The organism is Curtobacterium sp. MCLR17_043 (assembly GCF_003224215.1).
Taxonomy (GTDB): Bacteria; Actinomycetota; Actinomycetes; order Actinomycetales; family Microbacteriaceae; genus Curtobacterium; species Curtobacterium flaccumfaciens.
On sequence record NZ_QKLH01000003.1, the window covers coordinates 239,478 to 258,292 of the forward strand.

The following is an 18,815-nucleotide window of genomic DNA, read 5'->3' on the forward strand; positions in this document are numbered from 1 at the left end:
CGCCCACTGCCGACCCGTCGGTATGGTGCTCCGAACTGATCCGGGCGACGCTGCCCGGCCCCAAGAGCAGGGAAGTCACATGGCATCACCGATCGCGGTCACCGCGCCGGCAGCACCGGTGCGCGGCGGGTCGCTGAAGCGGAGCCTCGGGCTCTGGGCGATCGTCGGACTCGGCCTCGGCTACATGACCCCGACGGTCGTGTTCGACACCTTCGGCATCGTCTCCGGGCAGACCGACGGCGCGGTGCCGAGCGCGTACCTGATCGCCCTCGTCATCATGGCGCTCACCGCGATCAGCTACGGGAAGATGGTGCGCGTCTACCCCGCGGCCGGTTCCGCGTACACGTACGTCCGGGAGTCGATGCACCCGAACCTCGGCTTCATGGTCGGCTGGGCGTCACTGCTCGACTACCTGCTGCTGCCGATGGTGAACGCCCTGATCATCCGGCTCTACCTGGAGCAGGTGTTCCCGGGGCTGCCCCCGTGGGTGACCGTCGTCGTGTACACGGTGTTCGTGACGACGGTGATCTGCCTGTCGATGCGCGGCACGTCGAACCTGAACATGGTGCTGCTCATCGGTGCGGTCCTGGCGATGATCGCGTTCGTGGTCTTCACCGTCATCGAGCTCACCCACGGTGCCGGTGCGGGCACGATCGTCAGCGCCGAACCCTTCGTGCACGACGGCGTGACGATGTCTGCCCTGCTCACCGGGGCGACGGTGGTGTGCTTCTCGTTCATCGGCTTCGACGCCGTGACGATGTACACGGAAGAGGCGAAGTCGATCAGCATCATGCCGAAGGCGATCATGCTGACCGTCCTGCTCGGCGGCGCGATCTTCCTGGTCTCCGCCTACTTCGCCCAGCTGCGCTTCCCCACCAACGCACCGTTCGGTGAGTTCACCGACGACCCGCTCCCCCAGATCGGCCTGCTCGTCGGCGGTCCGGTGTTCCAGGCGGTCCTGGTGTCGGCCGGGTTCGTCGCCGCACTCGCCTCGGGTCTCGCGTCGCACGCCAGCGTCGCCCGCATGCTCATGGTGATGGGGCGGAACAACGTGCTGCCGAAGCGGGTCTTCGGCTACGTGCACCCCCGCACGCACACCCCGGTGTTCAACGTGGTCTTCGTCGGCGCGGTCACCCTGCTGGCGATGAGCTTCTCGCTCGACACGATCGCGGCCTACATCAACTTCGGCGCCCTGATCGCGTTCACCTTCGTCAACGCCACCGTGATCGTGCACTTCGCGATCCGGAACGGGCGTCGACACACGGCGGGCGACCGCTGGCGCTACATCGTGCTGCCCGGGGTCGCGATGCTCCTGACCGGGGTGCTCTGGTCACAGCTCCATGCCGACGCCCTGATCGCAGGAGGAGTGTGGGCGGCGATCGGGTTCGTCTACCTGCTCGTCATCACGAAGGGCTTCCGGGTCGCACCGAAGGGCTTCGACGAGAACCAGCCCGTCACCGGTGTGAACAAGCAGCTGACCGACCAGGCCTGACCGGCCACCACGAGAGGACGCCATGTACGCCGTCACCGACCCCACCACGGGCACGACCCTCGAGACCTACCCGACCATCACGGACGCCGAGCTGCACGATGCCGTCGCAGTCGCCGACCACACGCACACCGAGTGGTCACGGACGACGACGGTCTCCGACCGTGCAGCCCTGCTCCACCGGGTCGCGGACCTGTACCGGGAGCGGCACGCCGAGCTCGCCGCCACGATCGTGCGCGAGATGGCGAAGCCGATCGACCAGGCCGAGGGCGAGGTCGACTTCTGCGCCGACATCTACGACTACTACGCGGATCATGCGTCGGAGTTCCTGGCGGACCAGCCGATCACCCTGGCGGACGGGTCCGAGGGGTCCGCGTTCATCCGCAAGGCCTCCATCGGCGTCGTGCTCGGCATCATGCCGTGGAACTTCCCCGCCTACCAGATCGCCCGGTTCGCCGGACCGAACCTGGTCATCGGCAACACCGTCCTGCTGAAGCACGCACCGCAGTGCCCGGAGTCCGCCCTGGCCATCGAGCGGATCTTCCACGACGCCGGCTTCCCGGCCGGGGCCTACACGAACGTGTTCGCGACGAACGACCAGGTCGCCGACGTCATCGCCGACCCGCGCGTGCAGGGTGTCTCGCTCACCGGTTCGGCGCGCGCCGGTGCCGCGGTCGCCGAGATCGCCGGCCGGAACCTGACGAAGGTGGTGCTCGAACTGGGCGGCTCCGACCCCTTCATCGTGCTGTCCACCGACGACCTGGACGCCGTCGTCGAGTCCGCCGTCACCACCCGGCTCGAGGGCAACGGCCAGGTCTGCAACGCCCCGAAGCGGTTCCTGGTGGTCGACGGCCTGTACGACGAGTTCCTGGCGAAGTTCACCGCTGCGATGTCTGCGGTCGCACCGACGGATCCGAGCGTGCCCGGTGCCGAACTCGGTCCGTTGTCGTCCCCGGCCGCAGCCGATCGGCTGCAGGAACAGCTCGCGTCCGCCGTCGAGCAGGGTGCGACCGTCGTCACGGGCGGCGACCGCCAGGGCAACGCCTTCCTGCCGACGATCCTGACCGACGTCACGCCGGACAACGACGCCTACCGCGAGGAGTTCTTCGGCCCCGTCGCCACCGTGTACCGCGTCGCCGACGAGGACGAGGCGATCGCCCTGGCCAACGACACCCCGTACGGCCTCGGTTCGTACCTGTTCACCACCGACGCCGACCAGGCACTCCGGGTCGCCGACCGGATCGAGGCCGGCATGGTCTACGTGAACATCGTCGGCGCGGACAGCCCGGAGCTGCCGTTCGGTGGCGTCAAGGGCAGCGGCTTCGGCCGCGAGCTCGGCCCCCTGGGGGCCGACGAGTTCGTGAACAAGAAGCTGATCCGCATCGGCTGACCGGCGCGGAGACGCCGGCGTCTCCGCCAGACGCCGCCGAACATGGCGGCGTCTCGCCGACGGGACGGCGTCCGATCAAGACGCCGGTGTGTTGCAGCCGGACCCACGACGGACGGGAGGCGCGGTGCCAGCTGGCACCGCGCCTCCCGTCCGCTCGTCGGTCGCCGCTCCCACGTCGCCACCGGAAGACGCCGTCGTCACGCTTCGACGCCGCGGAACGCGCGAGACGCCGCCGGATCCGGCGGCGTCTCGCTGACGTGGAGGCGTCGAGCGAACACGCCGGCGTCTCACGCCGCCGCACCACCGCGCCGCCGTGCGGTCGCCGCTACTGCTGCGGGTCGGCGGGCTCGCCGCCGGAGTCCGTGTCGCTGTCCTGCTGCGGGTCCTCCGTCGCGTCGCCCGTGGGCGACCCGTCCGGCAGGTCCTCGGTGTACTGCTCCTGGTCCTTGGTGGGGTCGCTGGACCCGTTCGCTGCGTCACTCATGGCCCGGACGGTACGCGCGAGCGCCTGGGTACGTCAGTACCTGGACAGGTCACCCAGCCGTGACCCACCGAGGTGGTTACCGCGTCGCAGCGGCCTGTGGAACGACCGCCAGGATCTCCTCGGCGACCTCGCGACCGATGCGCACGGCACCGTCGACGTGCTGGTAGCCCTGCCCGGCCAGGTCGCTCGAGGCGAAGCGGATCGGACCGACCGCGGCACGCTGGTCGGCGCCGTAGCGGACGAGCCCGCCCAGGTCGAAGCTCGCCGCGTAGGCGCCGCGCGTCCACTCCTCGGTGCCCCAGTCGCTCTCGTAGTAGACGACCGGCGACAGGGCCTCGTCACCGTAGTAGTGCGCCAGCGAGGCGAGCACCCGGGCTCGCCGTTCCTCGGTCGGCAGCGCGAACAGGTCGTCGGCGTGCTGGTCGGAGACGAACCCGACCAGGGTCCCCTGCTCGGAACCGTGCGAGGTGTTGTCGTACGCCTCGTGCACGACCTCGTACGGGCTGAACGCGGTGCCGGACAGGCCCGCCGCACGCCAGAAGGGACGGTCGTAGACGGCGTGCACCTTGATCACGAAGCCCATCGACAGGTGCTGGTGCAGCTGGTGCTGGCGTCGGGGCAGCGGCGGCTCGTACGAGATCCGCGAGTACAGGGGCGGCGGGACCGCGACGAGTGCCTGTCGGGCGTGCACCTCGATCCCGCCGTCGGCGAGCGCGACGACCCCGTCGTCGCCCCAGCGCAGCGTCCGGACCGGCGCGTTCAGGTGCACGTCGTCGCCGAGGCGCTCGGCGAGCCGTTCGGACACCTGCTGCATGCCGCCGACGACCCGCTTGTCGAGGATGAAGTCGGCGTCGACCAGGTTGGTGAAGCTGCCCGCGGACGCCGCCATCAGCAGGGCCTGCAGCGCCGAGAACGCGTGCGCGGGCTTCGTGAGCATGGCGCCGGCGATGAACAGCTCGACGTTGTCGGTCGCGACCCGGTCCGGGCTGAGGTCGTGCAGCCAGGCGCGGAACGAGACCTCGTCGAGGGCGGCTGCGTCCGGGGTCTCCCAGGGGCGCGCCGGGTCGACCTTCGCGACGTACTCGTCGACGACGGCGACGAGCCGTTCGATCTCGTTCGCCGTGGCCTCGGGCAGGGGGAAGATGTCGCCGGTGTACTCGGTCCGGGTGCCGTCGGCGTCGACGTAGACGCTGGAGCCCTCGCGGTACCGGTCGTACGTCTGCAGGCCGAGCTCGTCGAGGGTCTCGAGCAGTGCGGTCTGGTCGGGCGAGACCCACTGCCCGCCGATCTCCAGGGTCACCCCGTCGATGTCGTTCGTCCAGGTGCGGCCCCCCACGCGGTCGCGGGCCTCGAGCACGGCGACCCGCAGGCCGGCAGCCCGCAGGCGGTTCGCGGCGGTGAGACCGGCGACACCGGCTCCGATGACGACGACGTCCTTCTCGATCATCGAGCTGCTCCTTGTGCGGTCGTGGTGCTGTCGGTGTGCCGGAACGGGTCCGGGGTGAGCGTGTACATGGTCTCGAGGTACTCGGCGATGCCCTCGCCGCCGCCCTCGCGACCGAGGCCGGACTGCTTCACGCCGCCGAACGGTGCCGAGGCGTTCGACACGACCCCGGTGTTCAGCCCCAGCATGCCCGTCTCGAGCCGCTCCATCAGGCGCTGCCCGCGTGCCGGGTCCTCGGTGAACGCGTAGCCGACCAGACCGTACTCGGTGTCGTTCGCGGCGGCCACGGCCTCGTCCTCGGAGCGGAACGTGCGGATCGCGAGCACGGGCCCGAAGATCTCGTCGTCGAGGATCGCGCTGCCCGGCTGCACGTCGGTCAGGACGGTCGGCGCGTAGAAGGTGCCGGGCCCGTCGACCGGGTGCCCGCCGGTCCGGACCGTCGCCCCGCGGTCGACCGCGTCGGTGACCAGGCGGTGCGCCTTGTCCACGGCGCGGGCGTCGATGAGCGGCCCGATGGCGACGCCGTCCTCGGTCCCCCGACCGACCCGCATCGCGGCGACCCGTTCGGTGACCCGGCGCGTGAACTCGTCGGCGACGTCCTCGTGCACCAGGAACCGGTTCGCGGCGGTGCATGCCTGGCCGGTGTTCCGGAACTTCGCGGCGAGCGCGCCCTCCACCGCCAGGTCGAGGTCGGCGTCGGCGAACACCAGGAACGGGGCGTTGCCCCCGAGCTCCATGCTCGTCCGGAGCACGTTCTGCGCCGCCTGGCCGAGCAGCGTCCGTCCGACCGGCGTCGAACCGGTGAAAGACAGCTTCCGCAGGCGGCGGTCGGCGATCACGGGCGCGGAGACGTCGGCGGCGTGCGTGGTCGGGACGACGTTGACGACGCCGGCGGGCACGCCGGCCTCGACGAGCAGGTCGGCGAACAGCAGGGTGGTCAGCGGCGTCAGTTCGGCCGGCTTCACGACGACGGTGCAGCCGGCGGCGAGCGCCGGAGCGATCTTGCGGGTCGCCATCGCCAACGGGAAGTTCCACGGCGTGATCAGGAACGCGGGTCCGACGGGCTTGTGCGCGACGGTGGCGCGGCCGGTCCCCTCGGGGTTGGTGCCGTACGAACCTCCGATCCGGACCGCTTCCTCCGAGAACCAGCGGAGGAACTCGCCGCCGTACGCGACCTCGCCGCGGGCCTCGGCCAGGGGCTTGCCCATCTCCAGCGTCATCAGGAGCGCGAACTCCTCGCGTCGCTCCTGCAGCAGGTCGAACGCGCGGCGCAGCACCTCGGCGCGCTGCCGCGGGGGCGTGGTCGCCCAGCCGTGCCGTGCGGCGACGGCGGCGTCGAGCGCCTTCCGGCCGTCCTCGGGTGAGGCGTCGGCGATGTGCAGGAGTGTTTCGCCGGTCGCAGGGTCGACGACGGCGAAGGTCGCGTCGTCGGCCGCCGGCTGCCAGACACCGTCGACCAGGAGGCCCGTGGGGACGCGGTCGAGCACCGCCTGTTCGGCGGCTGGTCCGGTGGCGTCGGGGACGCTGGGCCAGGCTGTCGTGGGGATGGTCGCGCTCACGACGCGGCCAGCCCGTCGAGGACGACGGTCAGGCCGTCGCGGAGCAGGTCGTCGTCGATCGACAGCGGCGGCAGGAAGCGCACGACGTTGCCGTACGTGCCGGCCGTGAGGGCGATGACGCCGTGCTCGAACGCGTACCGCACCACCCGTCCCGTGAGCCCGGGGTCGGGATCGCCGGTGGCGGGGTCGACGAGCTCCATCGCGACCATGGCACCGCGGCCGCGGACGTCGCCGATGCGGGGGTCGTCGGCCTGGGCGCTGCGCAGGGCGTCGAGCAGGACCGTGCCGATGGCTCCGGCGCGCTCGACGAGTCCGTCGTGCTCGAAGGCGTCGATGGCCGCGAGGGCTGCGGCGCAGGCGATCGGGTTGCCGCCGTACGTCCCGCCGAGGCCACCGACGTGGGCGGAGTCCATGATCGCCGCACGCCCGGTCACGCCGGACAGCGGGAGTCCGCCGGCCATGCCCTTGGCGGTCGTGACGACGTCGGGCACGATCCCCTCGTGCTCGCTGGCGAACATCGCCCCGGTGCGGGCGAACCCGGTCTGCACCTCGTCGGCGATGAACACGACGCCGTTGGCGGTGGTCCACTCGGACAGCGCGGTCAGGAACCCCGGTGCCGGGACGACGAAGCCGCCCTCGCCCTGGATCGGTTCGATCAGGACCGCGGCGGTGTTCTCGGCGCCGACCTGCTTCTCGATCTGGCTGATCGCACGCTTCGCCGCTTCGGGCCCCGACAGCCCGTCGTGGAACGGGTACGACATCGGGACGCGGTAGACCTCGGGTGCGAACGGCCCGAAGCCGTCCTTGTAGGGCTGGTTCTTCGCGGTCAGCGCCATCGTCAGGTTCGTGCGGCCGTGGTAGGCGTGGTCGAAGACGACGACGGCCTGCCGACCGGTGTGCTTCCGGGCGATCTTGACGGCGTTCTCGACGGCCTCGGCCCCGGAGTTGAACAGCGCCGTCCGCTTCTCGTGGTCGCCGGGGGTCAGACGGTTGAGCGCCTCGGCGACGGCGACGTACCCGTCGTAGGCGGCGATGGTGAAGCACGTGTGCGTGAAGGCCGCGACCTGCTCGGTGACGGCGGCGACCACGCCGGGGTGGGCGTTGCCCACCGACGTCACGGCGATCCCGGACCCGAGGTCGACGAACGAGTTGCCGTCGGCGTCGACCACCACGCCGCCACCGGCCGCGACGACCGCGATGGGCACGGCGACGCCGACCCCGGCCGCGACGGCGCCGGCCTTCCGGGCGAGCAGCTCCTGCGATCGCGGACCCGGGACGGCGGTGACGAGCCGTCGTTCCTGGGGCAGCGACGGGCCGCCGGTGGTCGCTCGGGTCGCGGACGCTGCGGTGGAGGACATGCCGCGATGGTAGGAGCCACCACCGCACACTCGTACTGTCCACGGCGTACATCGACCCCCAGGCGGATCGACCCGGTGGATAGGGTGACGGCATGCCCGCAACGCTGCGCTCCCTGCTGCACCGGCGTGAACTCCACCTGCGCCCACTCACGGACGCGGACGAGCACTCCCTCGATGCCCCGCTGTCCTGGCTGCACAGCTCGGACCTCGAGGACCCGACGCCGTTCCTCGCCGAGGGACAGGGGCTGCTCACGACCGGCACGCAGTTCGGTGCCGAGGTCGACGTGCGCGACGACGTCGCCGAGGCCTACGTCCGCCGGCTCGTGGACCGCGGTGTCGTGGCACTCGGGTTCGGCACCGAGGTCGTCCGCGCCGGCACCCCCGACGCCCTGGTCACCGCCTGCAGTCGGCACGGACTGCCGCTGTTCGAGGTCCCCTACGAGACCTCCTTCATCGCGGTCGCGCAGGCCAACGCCGAAGCGGTCGCGCGGGACGCCAACGCGCGCGGCGCCTGGGCCCTCGCCGCGCAGCGCGCCATCTCCCTCGCCGCGATGCGACCGGACGGACTCGGCGCGACCATCGCCGAGCTCTCCCGCCAGCTCGACGGGTGGGTCGGCCTGTTCGACGTCTCCGGTCGGCTCGACCGCGGCCACCCCGCCGACGGGCTGCCCGCTGCCGACCTCGACCTCCTGCGCACCGAGGCGCTGCGGCTGCTGCGCTCCGGGCAGCGGGCCAGCCTGCCGGTCGCCACGGACCGCGGCGTCGGGTACACCCTGCAGACGCTCGGCAGCGGCGGGCACCTGAGCGGCGTGCTGGCGATCGCGAACGGCGGAGCACTCGACCGGGCCGGACGCGAGGTCGTCACGGCCGTCATCGCTCTGGCCGGCCTCGCCCTGCAGCAGAACCGCGAGCTCGCCCGTGCCCGCGGACTCCTGCGGACCGGACTCCTCACGATGCTGTCCGTCGGCGAACCCGAGGTGGTGCAGGCGACGTCACGTGAGGTGTGGGGGCCGCTGCCCGCCGAACCCGTCCGGATCGCCGCTGTCGACGTCCCCGACCACGACCTCGACACCGTGGTGGACCTGCTCGAACTGTGGGTGCAGGACCGGCCGGGCCACCTGTTCTTCGCGGTCGACGACGCCCTGTTCCTCTGCGTGAACGCAGACGACACCGGGATCGTCGCCGAACTCGTCGACCGCTTCGACCTGCGCGCCGGCCTGTCCGACGGCGCGGCGTACCGGTCGTTCGGGCGCGCCCGCACCGAGGCCGTGCAGGCACTCGACCGACGTCGTGAAGGACGCCCGGGCACCACCGAGTTCGGCGACCTCGCACGAGAGGGGGTGCTCGCCCACCTCGCCCACGTCGACGTGGACGCCGGTGCCGTCGCCCGCGCCTTCCTCGCGCCACTGCTCGACCACGACCGCACCGCCGGCACCGAGCTCACGGGCACCGTCCGGACCTGGCTGCAGGAGAACTGCGAGTACGACCGCACCGCACGGGTCCTCGGCATCCACCGGCACACCGCCCGCGCCCGGGTGGAGCACGCCGGTCGGCTCCTCGACCGTGACCTCTCCGTCTTCTCGACCCGGGCCGACCTCTGGGCAGCCTTCGTGGTCGAGGGCGCCTGATGCGCGGATACGGTGGGACGATGCCGTCGACACCGGCCCGCCGGCGCCTGAGCCCGGCCGAACGCGGATCCCAGATCACGGCAGCCGCCGTCGAACTGGCGCGAGCCGAGGGCCTCGCGGCGGTGACGCTCCGCGGGGTCGCCGCCGTGATCGGGGTCGCGCCCTCGCTCGTCGCCCACTACCGCCCGAGCATGGAGGACCTGGTCGGCGAGACGTTCCGCACCGTCGCGGACGCCGAGGTCGCCGAGGTCCGCGCGATCGTCGCCGCTTCGCCCGACCCCGTCTCCGGCCTCAGCACCCTGCTCGGCTGCATCGCCGACCCCGCCCGCGACGACGTCGCCACCCTGTGGGCCGACGCGTGGAGCATCGGCCGCACGAACGCGGCACTGGCGACCGCGGCACGGGACGTCATGGACGACTGGCAGCTCCTCGCGACCACCGTCGTCGTCGACGGCGTGCGCGCGGGGGTGCTGCACACCGACGACCCGGACGGCGTCGGACGCCTGCTCTTCGCGCTCGTCGACGCCACCAACGGGTACGCCCTGGTCGACTACCTCGACCGCCCGACCCGCGAGGGCCTGGTCCGCGCGACGGTCGCGCGAGCGGTGGGCCTGGACGGGTCAGCCCTGTCGGGGTGACACCCGGCGCAGCGCCACCCACTGCAGCAGCATGATCGTCTTGCCGTCGGCGATCCGACCGTCCGCCACCATCGCGAGCGCCTCGTCGAGCGGCACCTCGAGCACCTCGATGTCCTCGCCCTCGTCCTCGATGCCGCCCCCGGCCTCGACCCGGTCGGTCGGCGTGTACGCGCCGAGGTAGAAGTGGACCCGCTCGGTGACCGAACCGGGGCTCATGAACACGTCGCCCAGGTGCTCGAGCGCGCCGAGCCGGATGCCGAGCTCCTCGGCGGCTTCACGCCGGACCGCGGTCTCGGGGTCGTCCTCGTCGAGCAGTCCCGCCGCGGCCTCGATCAGCATGCCGTCCGGGTGTCCGTTCACGTACGCGGGCCACCGGAACTGCCGCGTGAGCAGGACGGTGCCGCGCTCGGCGTCGTACGGCAGGACCTTCGCACCGTTCCCGCGGTCGTAGGTCTCGCGCTGCTGCCGGTCCCACCGACCGTCACGGCGCCGGACGTCGAGGGTCGTGCGGCGGAGCACGTGCCACCCGTTCGACACCACCTCGACGTCCCGCACGACGACGTCCGGGTTGCGGTCGAGGGCACGGCCCACGGCGTCGAGGCCCGTCCGACCACGGTCGTCGGGGACGTCCACTCCGGGACGCTGGACGGTGGTGCGTTCGTCGGTCACCCGGTCACCGTAGCGGGGCACCTCGGCAGGACTCCGTCCGCTCGGTACGCTCGACGTGCCGCACCAGGGAGCGGCAGAGGACGGTGCAGCATGACCAGGACGTTCATCCTCCGACGACCGGACCGACCGCAGGTGGTCACCGTGTCCTTCGTGCTGTGGTTGGTGTGGGTGGCAGCCTGCGTCGCCGCCACGGTGCTCCAGTTCTTCGCGACGGACGCGGCGGTCGGCCAGGCGCCGGTCCTCGCCGGGATCGTCGCCCTGGTGCTCTGGGCCCTGGTGACGTGGGCGGTGTTCCGGATGGCCGCGGGCTCCCGCGTCGCGCGCATCGTGCTCGTCGTCGTCGCGGCCTTCCGTGCGCTCCTGAGCGTCACCGGCGGCGAACTCGCGGTCCTGACGATCGCGCTGTCGGTCGTCGCCGCGGTCCTGCTGTTCCTGCCCAGCGCGCGCCCGTTCTTCGCCCCGCAGCAGGCCCGGAGAGCCGACCACGGGTTCGGCGGAACCGGCGTGTCGGGGCCGAGCCGTGCCTCCAGGCCGGATGCCGACCACACGACGGACGCCGACCGGGGCTGAGGCCGGACGCGTCGACGGCCGTCCCCGGCCCGGCCCGAGAAACAGGAAAGGCCCCGGATTCCTCCGGGGCCTTTCCTGTTTCGCCTGGTGCGCGAGGGGGGACTTGAACCCCCACGCCGTTTCCAGCACACGGACCTGAACCGTGCGCGTCTACCAATTCCGCCACTCGCGCCAGCCCCGAAACACTACCACGCACAGACGGGTGTCAACGCCAACCACTACCATGCAGTGGTTGACGACCGACGACACGGGAGACGCATGGGCCTGCTGGACAACTTCGAGCGAGGGTTGGAACGCGCCGTCAACGGCGCGTTCGCGAAGACCTTCCGCTCCGGGGTGCAGCCCGTCGAGATCTCGAGCGCCCTGCGGCGCGAGCTCGACACGAAGGCCGCGGTGGTCTCCCGCGAGCGCATCCTCGTGCCGAACGAGTTCACCGTGCGCCTGGCACCGCCGGACTTCACGCGCATGAACGACGTCGGTCGCCCGCTCATCGACGAACTGACCCAGATGGTGCACCAACACGCCGTCGCGCAGAACTACTCGTTCTCCGGCCCGGTCACCATCCGGCTCCAGCAGGACGGCACGCTCTCGACGGGCATCCTGCAGGTCGACTCCACCACCGTGCAGCGCGACGTCGCCTGGATCCCGGTGCTCGACATCGGCTCGCAGCGACACCGACTGCACCGCGGACGCACGGTGATCGGGCGCGGCAGCGACGCGGACATCACCATCGCGGACACCGGGACGAGCCGGAAGCACGTCGAGGTGCTGTGGGACGGCAAGCACGCCCAGGCCACCGATCTCGGCTCCACGAACGGCTCGAAACTGAACGGTCAGCACTTCCAGCAGGCGATCGTTGAGCCGGACTCCACCATCGAGATCGGTCGTACCCGTATGGTGTTCCGGGTGATCCCGGAGAACGACGGAGGTGCTCGATGACCACAGGCCTGACCCTGCTCGTCCTGCGCTTCGCGTTCCTCGCGGTGCTCTGGCTGTTCGTCTTCGTGATCGTGTTCGCCCTGCGCAGCGATCTCTTCGGCCAGCGCGTCCGCACGATCCCGACCGATCCCAAGTCGGCGCCGTCCGGGCCCAGCACCCCCACCGTCCCCGCTGCAGCGGCCCCCGGGCCCGCCTCGAGCGGTGCCTTCACCGACGTGATCGGTCAACCGAGCAGTGGGCAACGGCCCGCCTCGCCGGCCGCGGCCCGACTCGTCATCACCGAGGGTGCGCGCGAGGGCATGGAGATGCCGCTGGGTGGCGGCCCCATCACGATCGGGCGTTCGAGCGAGTCGAACGTCGTGATCCGTGACGACTACACCTCGACCAACCACGCCCGCCTCGACCTCCGCGCCGACGGCTGGCTCCTCACCGACCTCGAGTCCACGAACGGCACCTTCGTCAACGGTCAGAAGGTGAGCGCTCCCGTCCTCGTGGCAGAGGGCACGCCCATCACGATCGGGACGACGACGTTCGAGCTGCGGCGGTAACCCGGCATGACCGCTCGCACGTTGAGCGCCGCTGTGTCCCACGTGGGGCGCATCCGCGCGAACAACCAGGACTCCGGCTACGCCGGGGCGCACCTGTTCGCGGTGGCGGACGGCATGGGCGGCCACGCCGGCGGTGACGTCGCCTCGGCGATCGCGATCCGACGCATCCGCGAGGTCGACCGCGAGTTCCCGTCGGCGCACGACGCCGAGTTCGCGCTGCAGTCGGCGCTCATCGCGGCGAACCAGCTGATCACCGAGACCGTGTTCGAGCACCAGGAGCTCACCGGCATGGGCACCACGGTGTCCGCGATGATCCGCGTCGGCGAGCAGATCGCGATCGCGCACATCGGCGACTCCCGCATCTACCGTCACCGCGACGGCGAGCTGCAGCAGATCACGTCCGACCACACCTTCGTCCAGCGGCTGGTCGACAGCGGCCGGATCACGCCGGAGGAAGCCGCGGTCCACCCGCGTCGCTCCGTGCTGATGCGCGTGCTCGGCGACGTCGACGCCGCACCCGAGGTCGACACGGCGATCATGGACATCCAGCCGGGCGACCGCTGGCTGCTCTGCTCCGACGGCCTGTCCTCGTACCTGGCCGAAGAGCGCATCCGTCACGCCCTGGCGTCGAACATGGACGCCAACCAGGTCACGCAGCGCCTGGTGAAGGAGACGCTCGACCACGGCGCCCCCGACAACGTCACCGTCGTGGTGATGGACGTCACGGACACCGAACCCGAGGACGACGACGACGCGGCCACCACGGTCGGTTCCGCCGCGGCACCGCTCACCTTCGAGGCGTCGACCGGCCGCAAGCCGATCCGTCTCCCCACGATCCTGCTGCACCCGCTCAAGGTCACCACCGCGCCCGAGGACTCGCACTTCGAGCCGGAGTCCGACCAGTTCTTCGCCGAGCTCATCGCCGAGGACCGCCGACGCCGCATCCGTCGTCGGGTGTCCTGGACCGTCGCGCTCGTGGTCGCGGTCGCCGTGCTCGTCGGCGCGGTGTTCGTCGGCTGGCGGATCACGCAGGACCACTACTACGTCGGCACCGACCGGGGCACCGTCGCGATCTACAAGGGCGTGCAGCAGTCGATCGGGCCGTTGGCGCTGTCGGACGTGTACGAGGACAGCGACATCACGGTCTCGTCGCTGCCGGACTACACCCGCGAGAACGTCCGCTCGACGATCAACGCGCAGTCACTCTCCGACGCCCGTGACATCGTCGAGCGCCTGCGCAAGGCCGCCGCGACCGGTGAGGACCAGGCCGGCACCGGTGGGGACGGCGACGCCAGCTCGTCCCCGTCGCCCTCGCCGACCCGTTCGCCGTCGCCGAGCCCCACGCGGAGCCCGCGATGAGCAACGCCACGGCCGCCCAGTCCTTCACCCAGGCGATCACGATCAAGCTCCGGGAGCCCGCTCGCGCGCGGAACCTCGAGCTCTTCCTGCTCGTCATCGCGTGCGGCATCTGCGCGGGTGCGATGGTGCTCGTGCAGCTCGGCACCAAGGGCCGGCTGTTCGACCAGTCGGTGCTCTGGGTCGGCGGTGGCATCCTCGGCCTCGCGCTGGTCATGCACGTGGTGCTGCGCGTCGTGGCGAAGAACGCCGACCCGTTCATCCTGCCGATCGCGCTCGTCCTGAACGGCATCGGCATCGCCGAGATCTACCGCATCGACGTCCACAACGGCCTGTCCGGCTGGGACGCCATCGGCGTGAAGCAGATCGTCTGGACGATGCTCGCGATGGTCCTGGCGATCATCACGCTCGTCGCCGTCCGCAACCACCGGTTCCTCCAGCGGTACCGGTACATCTTCATGGCGCTCACGATCGTCCTGCTGCTCCTGCCGATGCTGCCGGGCATCGGCACGAACATCGGTGGCGCGCGGGTCTGGATCAAGATCGGCCCGTTCTCGTTCCAGCCCGGTGAGCTCGCGAAGATCACCATGGCGCTGTTCTTCGCCGGGTACCTCGTCACCGCCCGCGACTCGCTGTCGATCGTCGGCAAGAAGTTCCTCGGCATGACGTTCCCGCGTGCCCGTGACCTCGGCCCGATCCTGGTCATGTGGGGCGCTGCGATGGCCGTCCTCGTGTTCCAGCGCGACCTCGGCACCGCCCTGCTCTACTTCGGCCTGTTCCTGGTGATGATCTACGTCGCCACGGCACGCATCAGCTGGGTCGCGATCGGTCTCACGCTGTTCATCGGTGGAGCCCTCGTCGCACAGAGCGTCCTGGAGTACGTCCGCGGTCGCTTCGAACAGTGGCTCGACCCGTTCAACCAAGAGGTCTTCAGCCGCGACACCCAGGCGAGCTACCAGCTCGTGCAGGGCCTGTTCGGCTTCGCGAACGGCGGGATCACCGGCACGGGGCTGGGGCAAGGCCGGCCGTACATCACGCCGGTCGCCAACGCCGACTACATCGTCGCGTCGCTCGGTGAAGAGCTCGGCCTGATCGGCGTCTTCGCGATCCTCGCCCTCTTCATCGTGTTCGCCTCGCGTGGCATCCGCGTCGGGTTCATGGCGCAGGACGACTTCGGCAAGCTGCTCGGTGTCGGCTTCGGCTTCATCATCGCCCTGCAGGTGTTCGTCGTCGTCGGTGGCATCACCCGGATCATCCCGGTGACCGGTCTGACCACGCCGTTCATGGCCGCCGGTGGTTCCTCGCTCATCGCCAACTGGATCATCGCCGCGATGCTGCTGCGACTCACCGATTCCATCCCAGCCGAACAACGCGTCCAGCAGGGCGCGATCCCCGCCGCGAGCGGGCGGTCTGCGCGCGCGACCAGGAAGGAGCGTCGTCGATGAACCGACAGCTCCGCGGTGTCTCGACCGTCATCGTGCTCATGTTCGTCGCACTCTTCGTGTCGACGACGTCGATCCAGTTCTTCGCGGCCGACTCGTTGCGCGCCGACTCCCGGAACTCCCGAACCATCTTGGACAGTTACTCCACCAAGCGTGGCGCGATCCTCGTCGACGGCAGCCCGATCGCCGAGTCGACCCCGGTGGACGACCAGTACCAGTACCAGCGCAAGTACACGAACGGTGACCTGTACTCCGCGGTCACCGGGTACTTCACGATCGGGCAGGGCAACACCGGCATCGAGAGCGCGGAGAACACCGTGCTCTCGGGCAACTCGGACGCCTCGTTCTTCCAGAACCTCAACTCGATCCTCACAGGCCAGGACGTCCAGGGCGACAACGTCAACCTGACCATCGACCCGGACGTGCAGCAGGCCGCGTACGACGCGCTCGGCACCAACAGCGGCGCCGTCGTCGCGATCCAGCCGAAGACCGGCAAGATCCTCGCGATGGTGTCGAAGCCGAGCTACGACCCGAACTCGCTCACCTCGCACGACACGGCCGAGGTCAAGCGGCAGTACGACGCGCTGCTCGGGGCCGACACCGCTCCGCTGCAGAACCGTGCCATCGGCGGCGACCTGTACACCCCCGGATCGGTGTTCAAGCTCGTGGTGGCCTCGGCGGCACTCGAGGGCGGCAAGTACAACCTCGACTCCACGTTCCCGAACCCGTCGCGACTGCAGCTGCCGGGCACGAGCTCGTACATCAACAACGCCGAGGGCGGCACCTGCGGCGGCGGCGACAAGGTCAAGCTCCGCACGGCGATCCAGTACTCGTGCAACATCCCCTTCGCCGAACTCGGCCAGAAGCTCGGGTACGACGCGATCAAGAGCATGGCCGACAAGTACGGCTTCGGCGACGCGATCGAGATACCGATGGCGGCGACCGCCAGCCAGTACCCCGACGTGGACTCGACGGCCCAGCTCATGCTGAGCGCCTTCGGCCAGGCGAGCGTCCGGGTCTCCCCGCTGCAGATGGCGATGGTGTCGGCCGGCATCGCGAACGGCGGCAAGGTCATGCAGCCCTCACTCGTCGACTCGATCACCACGAGCGACCTGAAGACGGTCGAGTCCTTCTCCCCGAAGCAGTACAGTGATCCGCTGTCGTCCTCCGAGTCCGCTGACCTCACCGAGGCCATGCAGAGCGTCGTGAGCGCGGGGACCGGTACCAATGCCAAGATCGACGGTGTCGACGTCGCCGGCAAGACCGGCACGGCCGAAGGTGGCACCGGCGATCCCTACACGCTCTGGTTCACGGGGTTCGCCCCCGCCAAGGACCCGGAGGTGGCCGTCGCGGTCGTCGTCGGCAACGGCGGCGGGCTCGGGCAGTCCGGAGTCGGCAACACGGTCGCGGCCCCGGTCGCGAAGAAAGTCATGGAGGCGGTGCTGAACAAATGAGACCCACCAGCGGACTCACCTTCGGTGGGCGGTACCAGCTCTCCTCCCGGGTCGCCATCGGCGGCATGGGCGAGGTGTGGCAGGCGACCGACCTCGTCATCGGCCGAACCGTCGCACTCAAGATCCTCAAGGACGAGTACCTCGGTGACCCCGGCTTCCTCGAGCGCTTCCGCGCCGAGGCCCGGCACGCCGCCCTCGTCAACCACGAGGGCATCGCCAACGTCTTCGACTACGGCGAGGAGGACGGCAGCGCCTACCTCGTGATGGAGCTCGTCCCCGGCGAGGCCCTGTCGACCATGATCGAGCGCGAGCACACGCTCCCGGTCGACAAGGTGCTCGACATCGTCGCGCAGACCGCGAACGCCCTGCAGGCCGCACACGCGGTCGGCCTGGTGCACCGCGACATCAAGCCCGGCAACCTGCTCATCACGCCCGACGGCCGCGTCAAGATCACCGACTTCGGCATCGCGCGCATCGCCGACCAGGTCCCGCTCACCGCGACCGGTCAGGTGATGGGCACGGTGCAGTACCTGTCGCCCGAGCAGGCGAGCGGCCACCCCGCATCGCCGTCGACCGACATCTACTCGCTCGGCATCGTCGCGTACGAGGCCCTGGCGGGTCGTCGTCCGTTCACCGGTGAGTCGCAGGTCGCGATCGCGATGGCGCACATCAACGAGCAGCCGCCGCCGCTGCCCGGGGACATCCCCGAGCCGGTCTCGGCCCTGGTCATCTCGTGCATCGCGAAGAAGCCGGCCGACCGTCCCGCGACGGCCGCGAACCTCGCCCGCGCCGCACAGGCGCTGCGTCGTGGTGACGTCGCCGCGGCCACCGTGGCCGTCCCCGCGATCGCGCAGAACGGCACCGTCGCGTTCAACCCGCCGCAGGGCCAGGGGAACGACGCCGCGACCGCACTCCTCGGCACCCAGGCCGGAGCGATGGCCGGCGGACCAGGCACCCCCCGCTCCCCCGTCTCCGACGAGCCCGAGGAACCGAAGAAGAAGCGCGCCTGGATCTGGTGGGTCGTCGGCATCGTCGTCGTGCTCGCCATCGCCGCCGGCGCCGCGTACGCCCTGAACGCGAACAACGCCCCGGAACCCGAGCCCACGAAGTCCTCGAGCACGCCGAAGGCGACCCGTACGCCCACGCAGACCCCGTCCCCCGAACCGACCGAGACCCGCGTCACGGTGTCGGCGGCGGACTACCAGGGGCAGAACGCCGAGCAGGTCGCGAACCAGCTCCGCGCCCGGGGCCTGCAGGCCGAGGTCGTCGCCGGGTCGAACGCGACGTCGTCCGACCAGGTCGGCACCGTCGAGTCGCTCAGTCCCGAGGGCAGTCTGGCCCCCGGGACCCTCGTCACCGTCAAGGCGTTCGGCGACGTGCTGACCGCAGCGGCGCCCGAGCGTGCCACCGGCGGGACCGTCAGCGAGTCCGGTCGTGTGACCTTCAGCTGGCCCGCGTACACGAGCTGCCCCGCCGGGTACTCGGACGTCAGCTACACGTACACGATCGACAACGGCACCGTCCCCTCGAACGGCAGCAGCTCCGGCTCCACCTCCGGTACCGCGGTGACCGTCGCCGGCGCCCAGTACGGCAAGGTGACCCTGTCGTACAAGGTGACCTGCAAGTCGCCGCAGTCCGATTCCTCGGTGGTCTCCGAGTCCTCGCCGGGCGCCCAGGTCGAGTGGACCGAGCCCACGGACCAGGAGACGACGAACCCGGACGACGGGATCAACCCCACCGAGACCCCGCAAGACGACCTGTGAACGACCCCCGGAAGGGGACTGTCGACACCGTTCGGTAACGGTTCGGTCGACCCATCCCCGACCAGCGTCTCACCAGGTGGTGCT

The 18,815-nt window shown here is 70.7% G+C and carries 16 protein-coding genes and 1 tRNA gene; 11 read left to right on the forward strand and 6 right to left on the reverse strand.

Annotation, left to right across the window (positions count from 1 at the left end; translation table 11 throughout):
* Positions 1-79: 79 nt before the first annotated feature.
* Both DEJ03_RS04485 and DEJ03_RS04490 read left to right on the forward strand, forming a co-directional pair.
* A complete protein-coding gene (locus DEJ03_RS04485; protein ID WP_110863667.1) occupies positions 80-1,492 on the forward strand; it encodes an APC family permease in 1,413 nt (470 codons plus the stop codon).
* A 22-nt stretch (positions 1,493-1,514) separates the two neighbouring features.
* Positions 1,515-2,879, forward strand: coding sequence for an NAD-dependent succinate-semialdehyde dehydrogenase (locus DEJ03_RS04490; protein ID WP_110863668.1), 1,365 nt, complete (start codon positions 1,515-1,517; stop codon positions 2,877-2,879).
* A gap of 325 nt (positions 2,880-3,204) precedes the next feature.
* On the opposite strand, the gene DEJ03_RS17835 is transcribed toward DEJ03_RS04490, so the two are convergent.
* The 4 genes from DEJ03_RS17835 to gabT all read right to left on the reverse strand — a co-directional run bounded on the left by DEJ03_RS17835 (position 3,205) and on the right by gabT (position 7,724).
* Positions 3,205-3,363 (reverse strand): hypothetical protein, encoded by a 159-nt coding sequence (locus DEJ03_RS17835; RefSeq protein ID WP_155896911.1) that lies wholly within the window; start codon positions 3,361-3,363, stop codon positions 3,205-3,207.
* A gap of 76 nt (positions 3,364-3,439) precedes the next feature.
* Positions 3,440-4,810: an NAD(P)/FAD-dependent oxidoreductase gene (locus DEJ03_RS04495; protein ID WP_110863669.1), complete on the reverse strand. Its 1,371-nt coding sequence runs from the start codon at positions 4,808-4,810 to the stop codon at positions 3,440-3,442.
* A complete protein-coding gene (locus tag DEJ03_RS04500) occupies positions 4,807-6,294 on the reverse strand; it encodes an NAD-dependent succinate-semialdehyde dehydrogenase (RefSeq protein WP_110863715.1) in 1,488 nt (495 codons plus the stop codon). The genes DEJ03_RS04495 and DEJ03_RS04500 overlap by 4 nt, the downstream gene beginning before the upstream one ends.
* Positions 6,295-6,362: 68 nt before the next feature.
* Positions 6,363-7,724, reverse strand: coding sequence for a 4-aminobutyrate--2-oxoglutarate transaminase (gene gabT / locus DEJ03_RS04505; RefSeq protein WP_110863670.1), 1,362 nt, complete (start codon positions 7,722-7,724; stop codon positions 6,363-6,365).
* A gap of 92 nt (positions 7,725-7,816) precedes the next feature.
* On the opposite strand from gabT, the gene DEJ03_RS04510 reads away from it, so the two are divergent.
* A complete protein-coding gene (locus DEJ03_RS04510; protein ID WP_110863671.1) occupies positions 7,817-9,352 on the forward strand; it encodes a PucR family transcriptional regulator in 1,536 nt (511 codons plus the stop codon).
* 20 nt (positions 9,353-9,372) lie between these two features.
* Positions 9,373-9,990: a TetR/AcrR family transcriptional regulator gene (locus tag DEJ03_RS04515; RefSeq protein WP_181422604.1), complete on the forward strand. Its 618-nt coding sequence runs from the start codon at positions 9,373-9,375 to the stop codon at positions 9,988-9,990.
* Here DEJ03_RS04515 and DEJ03_RS04520 read toward each other — a convergent pair.
* Positions 9,973-10,659, reverse strand: a complete 687-nt coding sequence (locus tag DEJ03_RS04520; RefSeq protein ID WP_110863716.1) for an NUDIX domain-containing protein — start codon at positions 10,657-10,659, stop codon at positions 9,973-9,975. The two genes, DEJ03_RS04515 and DEJ03_RS04520, sit on opposite strands and share 18 nt — an antisense overlap.
* A 90-nt stretch (positions 10,660-10,749) precedes the next feature.
* Here DEJ03_RS04520 and DEJ03_RS04525 point away from each other — a divergent pair, with 90 nt between their 5' ends.
* Entirely contained in the window at positions 10,750-11,229 is a 480-nt protein-coding gene (locus DEJ03_RS04525; protein ID WP_110863673.1) for a hypothetical protein, read from the forward strand.
* 85 nt (positions 11,230-11,314) lie between these two features.
* Here DEJ03_RS04525 and DEJ03_RS04530 read toward each other — a convergent pair.
* Positions 11,315-11,401: transfer RNA gene (locus tag DEJ03_RS04530), tRNA-Leu, on the reverse strand.
* A gap of 86 nt (positions 11,402-11,487) precedes the next feature.
* On the opposite strand from DEJ03_RS04530, the gene DEJ03_RS04535 reads away from it, so the two are divergent.
* Genes DEJ03_RS04535 through DEJ03_RS04560 form a run of 6 tightly spaced genes read left to right on the forward strand, consistent with a single transcriptional unit; the run spans position 11,488 to position 18,731 of the window.
* On the forward strand, positions 11,488-12,168 hold the full coding sequence (locus DEJ03_RS04535) for a DUF3662 and FHA domain-containing protein (RefSeq protein WP_110863674.1): 681 nt from the start codon (positions 11,488-11,490) through the stop codon (positions 12,166-12,168).
* Positions 12,165-12,716, forward strand: a complete 552-nt coding sequence (locus DEJ03_RS04540) for an FHA domain-containing protein (RefSeq protein ID WP_071404144.1) — start codon at positions 12,165-12,167, stop codon at positions 12,714-12,716. Before DEJ03_RS04535 ends, DEJ03_RS04540 begins: the two co-directional genes overlap by 4 nt.
* A gap of 6 nt (positions 12,717-12,722) precedes the next feature.
* Positions 12,723-14,075, forward strand: a complete 1,353-nt coding sequence (locus tag DEJ03_RS04545) for a Stp1/IreP family PP2C-type Ser/Thr phosphatase (protein WP_071404143.1) — start codon at positions 12,723-12,725, stop codon at positions 14,073-14,075.
* The gene (locus tag DEJ03_RS04550) at positions 14,072-15,517 is read left to right on the forward strand and encodes an FtsW/RodA/SpoVE family cell cycle protein (protein WP_071404142.1); all 1,446 of its coding nucleotides are present in this window, start codon (positions 14,072-14,074) and stop codon (positions 15,515-15,517) included. The genes DEJ03_RS04545 and DEJ03_RS04550 overlap by 4 nt, the downstream gene beginning before the upstream one ends.
* On the forward strand, positions 15,514-16,968 hold the full coding sequence (locus DEJ03_RS04555; protein WP_110863675.1) for a penicillin-binding protein 2: 1,455 nt from the start codon (positions 15,514-15,516) through the stop codon (positions 16,966-16,968). Before DEJ03_RS04550 ends, DEJ03_RS04555 begins: the two co-directional genes overlap by 4 nt.
* Positions 16,965-18,731, forward strand: coding sequence for a serine/threonine-protein kinase (locus tag DEJ03_RS04560; RefSeq protein WP_110863676.1), 1,767 nt, complete (start codon positions 16,965-16,967; stop codon positions 18,729-18,731). The genes DEJ03_RS04555 and DEJ03_RS04560 overlap by 4 nt, the downstream gene beginning before the upstream one ends.
* The last annotated feature ends 84 nt before the right edge of the window (positions 18,732-18,815 follow it).

Coding starts and splice junctions, on each gene's coding strand:
- DEJ03_RS04495 (WP_110863669.1), bottom strand. CDS start 4,810: ATGATCGAGAAGGACGTCGTCGTCATCGGAGCCGGTGTCGCCGGTCTC.
- DEJ03_RS04535 (WP_110863674.1), top strand. CDS start 11,488: ATGGGCCTGCTGGACAACTTCGAGCGAGGGTTGGAACGCGCCGTCAAC.
- gabT (WP_110863670.1), bottom strand. CDS start 7,724: ATGTCCTCCACCGCAGCGTCCGCGACCCGAGCGACCACCGGCGGCCCG.
- DEJ03_RS04545 (WP_071404143.1), top strand. CDS start 12,723: ATGACCGCTCGCACGTTGAGCGCCGCTGTGTCCCACGTGGGGCGCATC.
- DEJ03_RS17835 (WP_155896911.1), bottom strand. CDS start 3,363: ATGAGTGACGCAGCGAACGGGTCCAGCGACCCCACCAAGGACCAGGAG.
- DEJ03_RS04555 (WP_110863675.1), top strand. CDS start 15,514: ATGAACCGACAGCTCCGCGGTGTCTCGACCGTCATCGTGCTCATGTTC.
- DEJ03_RS04515 (WP_181422604.1), top strand. CDS start 9,373: ATGCCGTCGACACCGGCCCGCCGGCGCCTGAGCCCGGCCGAACGCGGA.
- DEJ03_RS04510 (WP_110863671.1), top strand. CDS start 7,817: ATGCCCGCAACGCTGCGCTCCCTGCTGCACCGGCGTGAACTCCACCTG.
- DEJ03_RS04490 (WP_110863668.1), top strand. CDS start 1,515: ATGTACGCCGTCACCGACCCCACCACGGGCACGACCCTCGAGACCTAC.
- DEJ03_RS04550 (WP_071404142.1), top strand. CDS start 14,072: ATGAGCAACGCCACGGCCGCCCAGTCCTTCACCCAGGCGATCACGATC.
- DEJ03_RS04525 (WP_110863673.1), top strand. CDS start 10,750: ATGACCAGGACGTTCATCCTCCGACGACCGGACCGACCGCAGGTGGTC.
- DEJ03_RS04485 (WP_110863667.1), top strand. CDS start 80: ATGGCATCACCGATCGCGGTCACCGCGCCGGCAGCACCGGTGCGCGGC.
- DEJ03_RS04560 (WP_110863676.1), top strand. CDS start 16,965: ATGAGACCCACCAGCGGACTCACCTTCGGTGGGCGGTACCAGCTCTCC.
- DEJ03_RS04540 (WP_071404144.1), top strand. CDS start 12,165: ATGACCACAGGCCTGACCCTGCTCGTCCTGCGCTTCGCGTTCCTCGCG.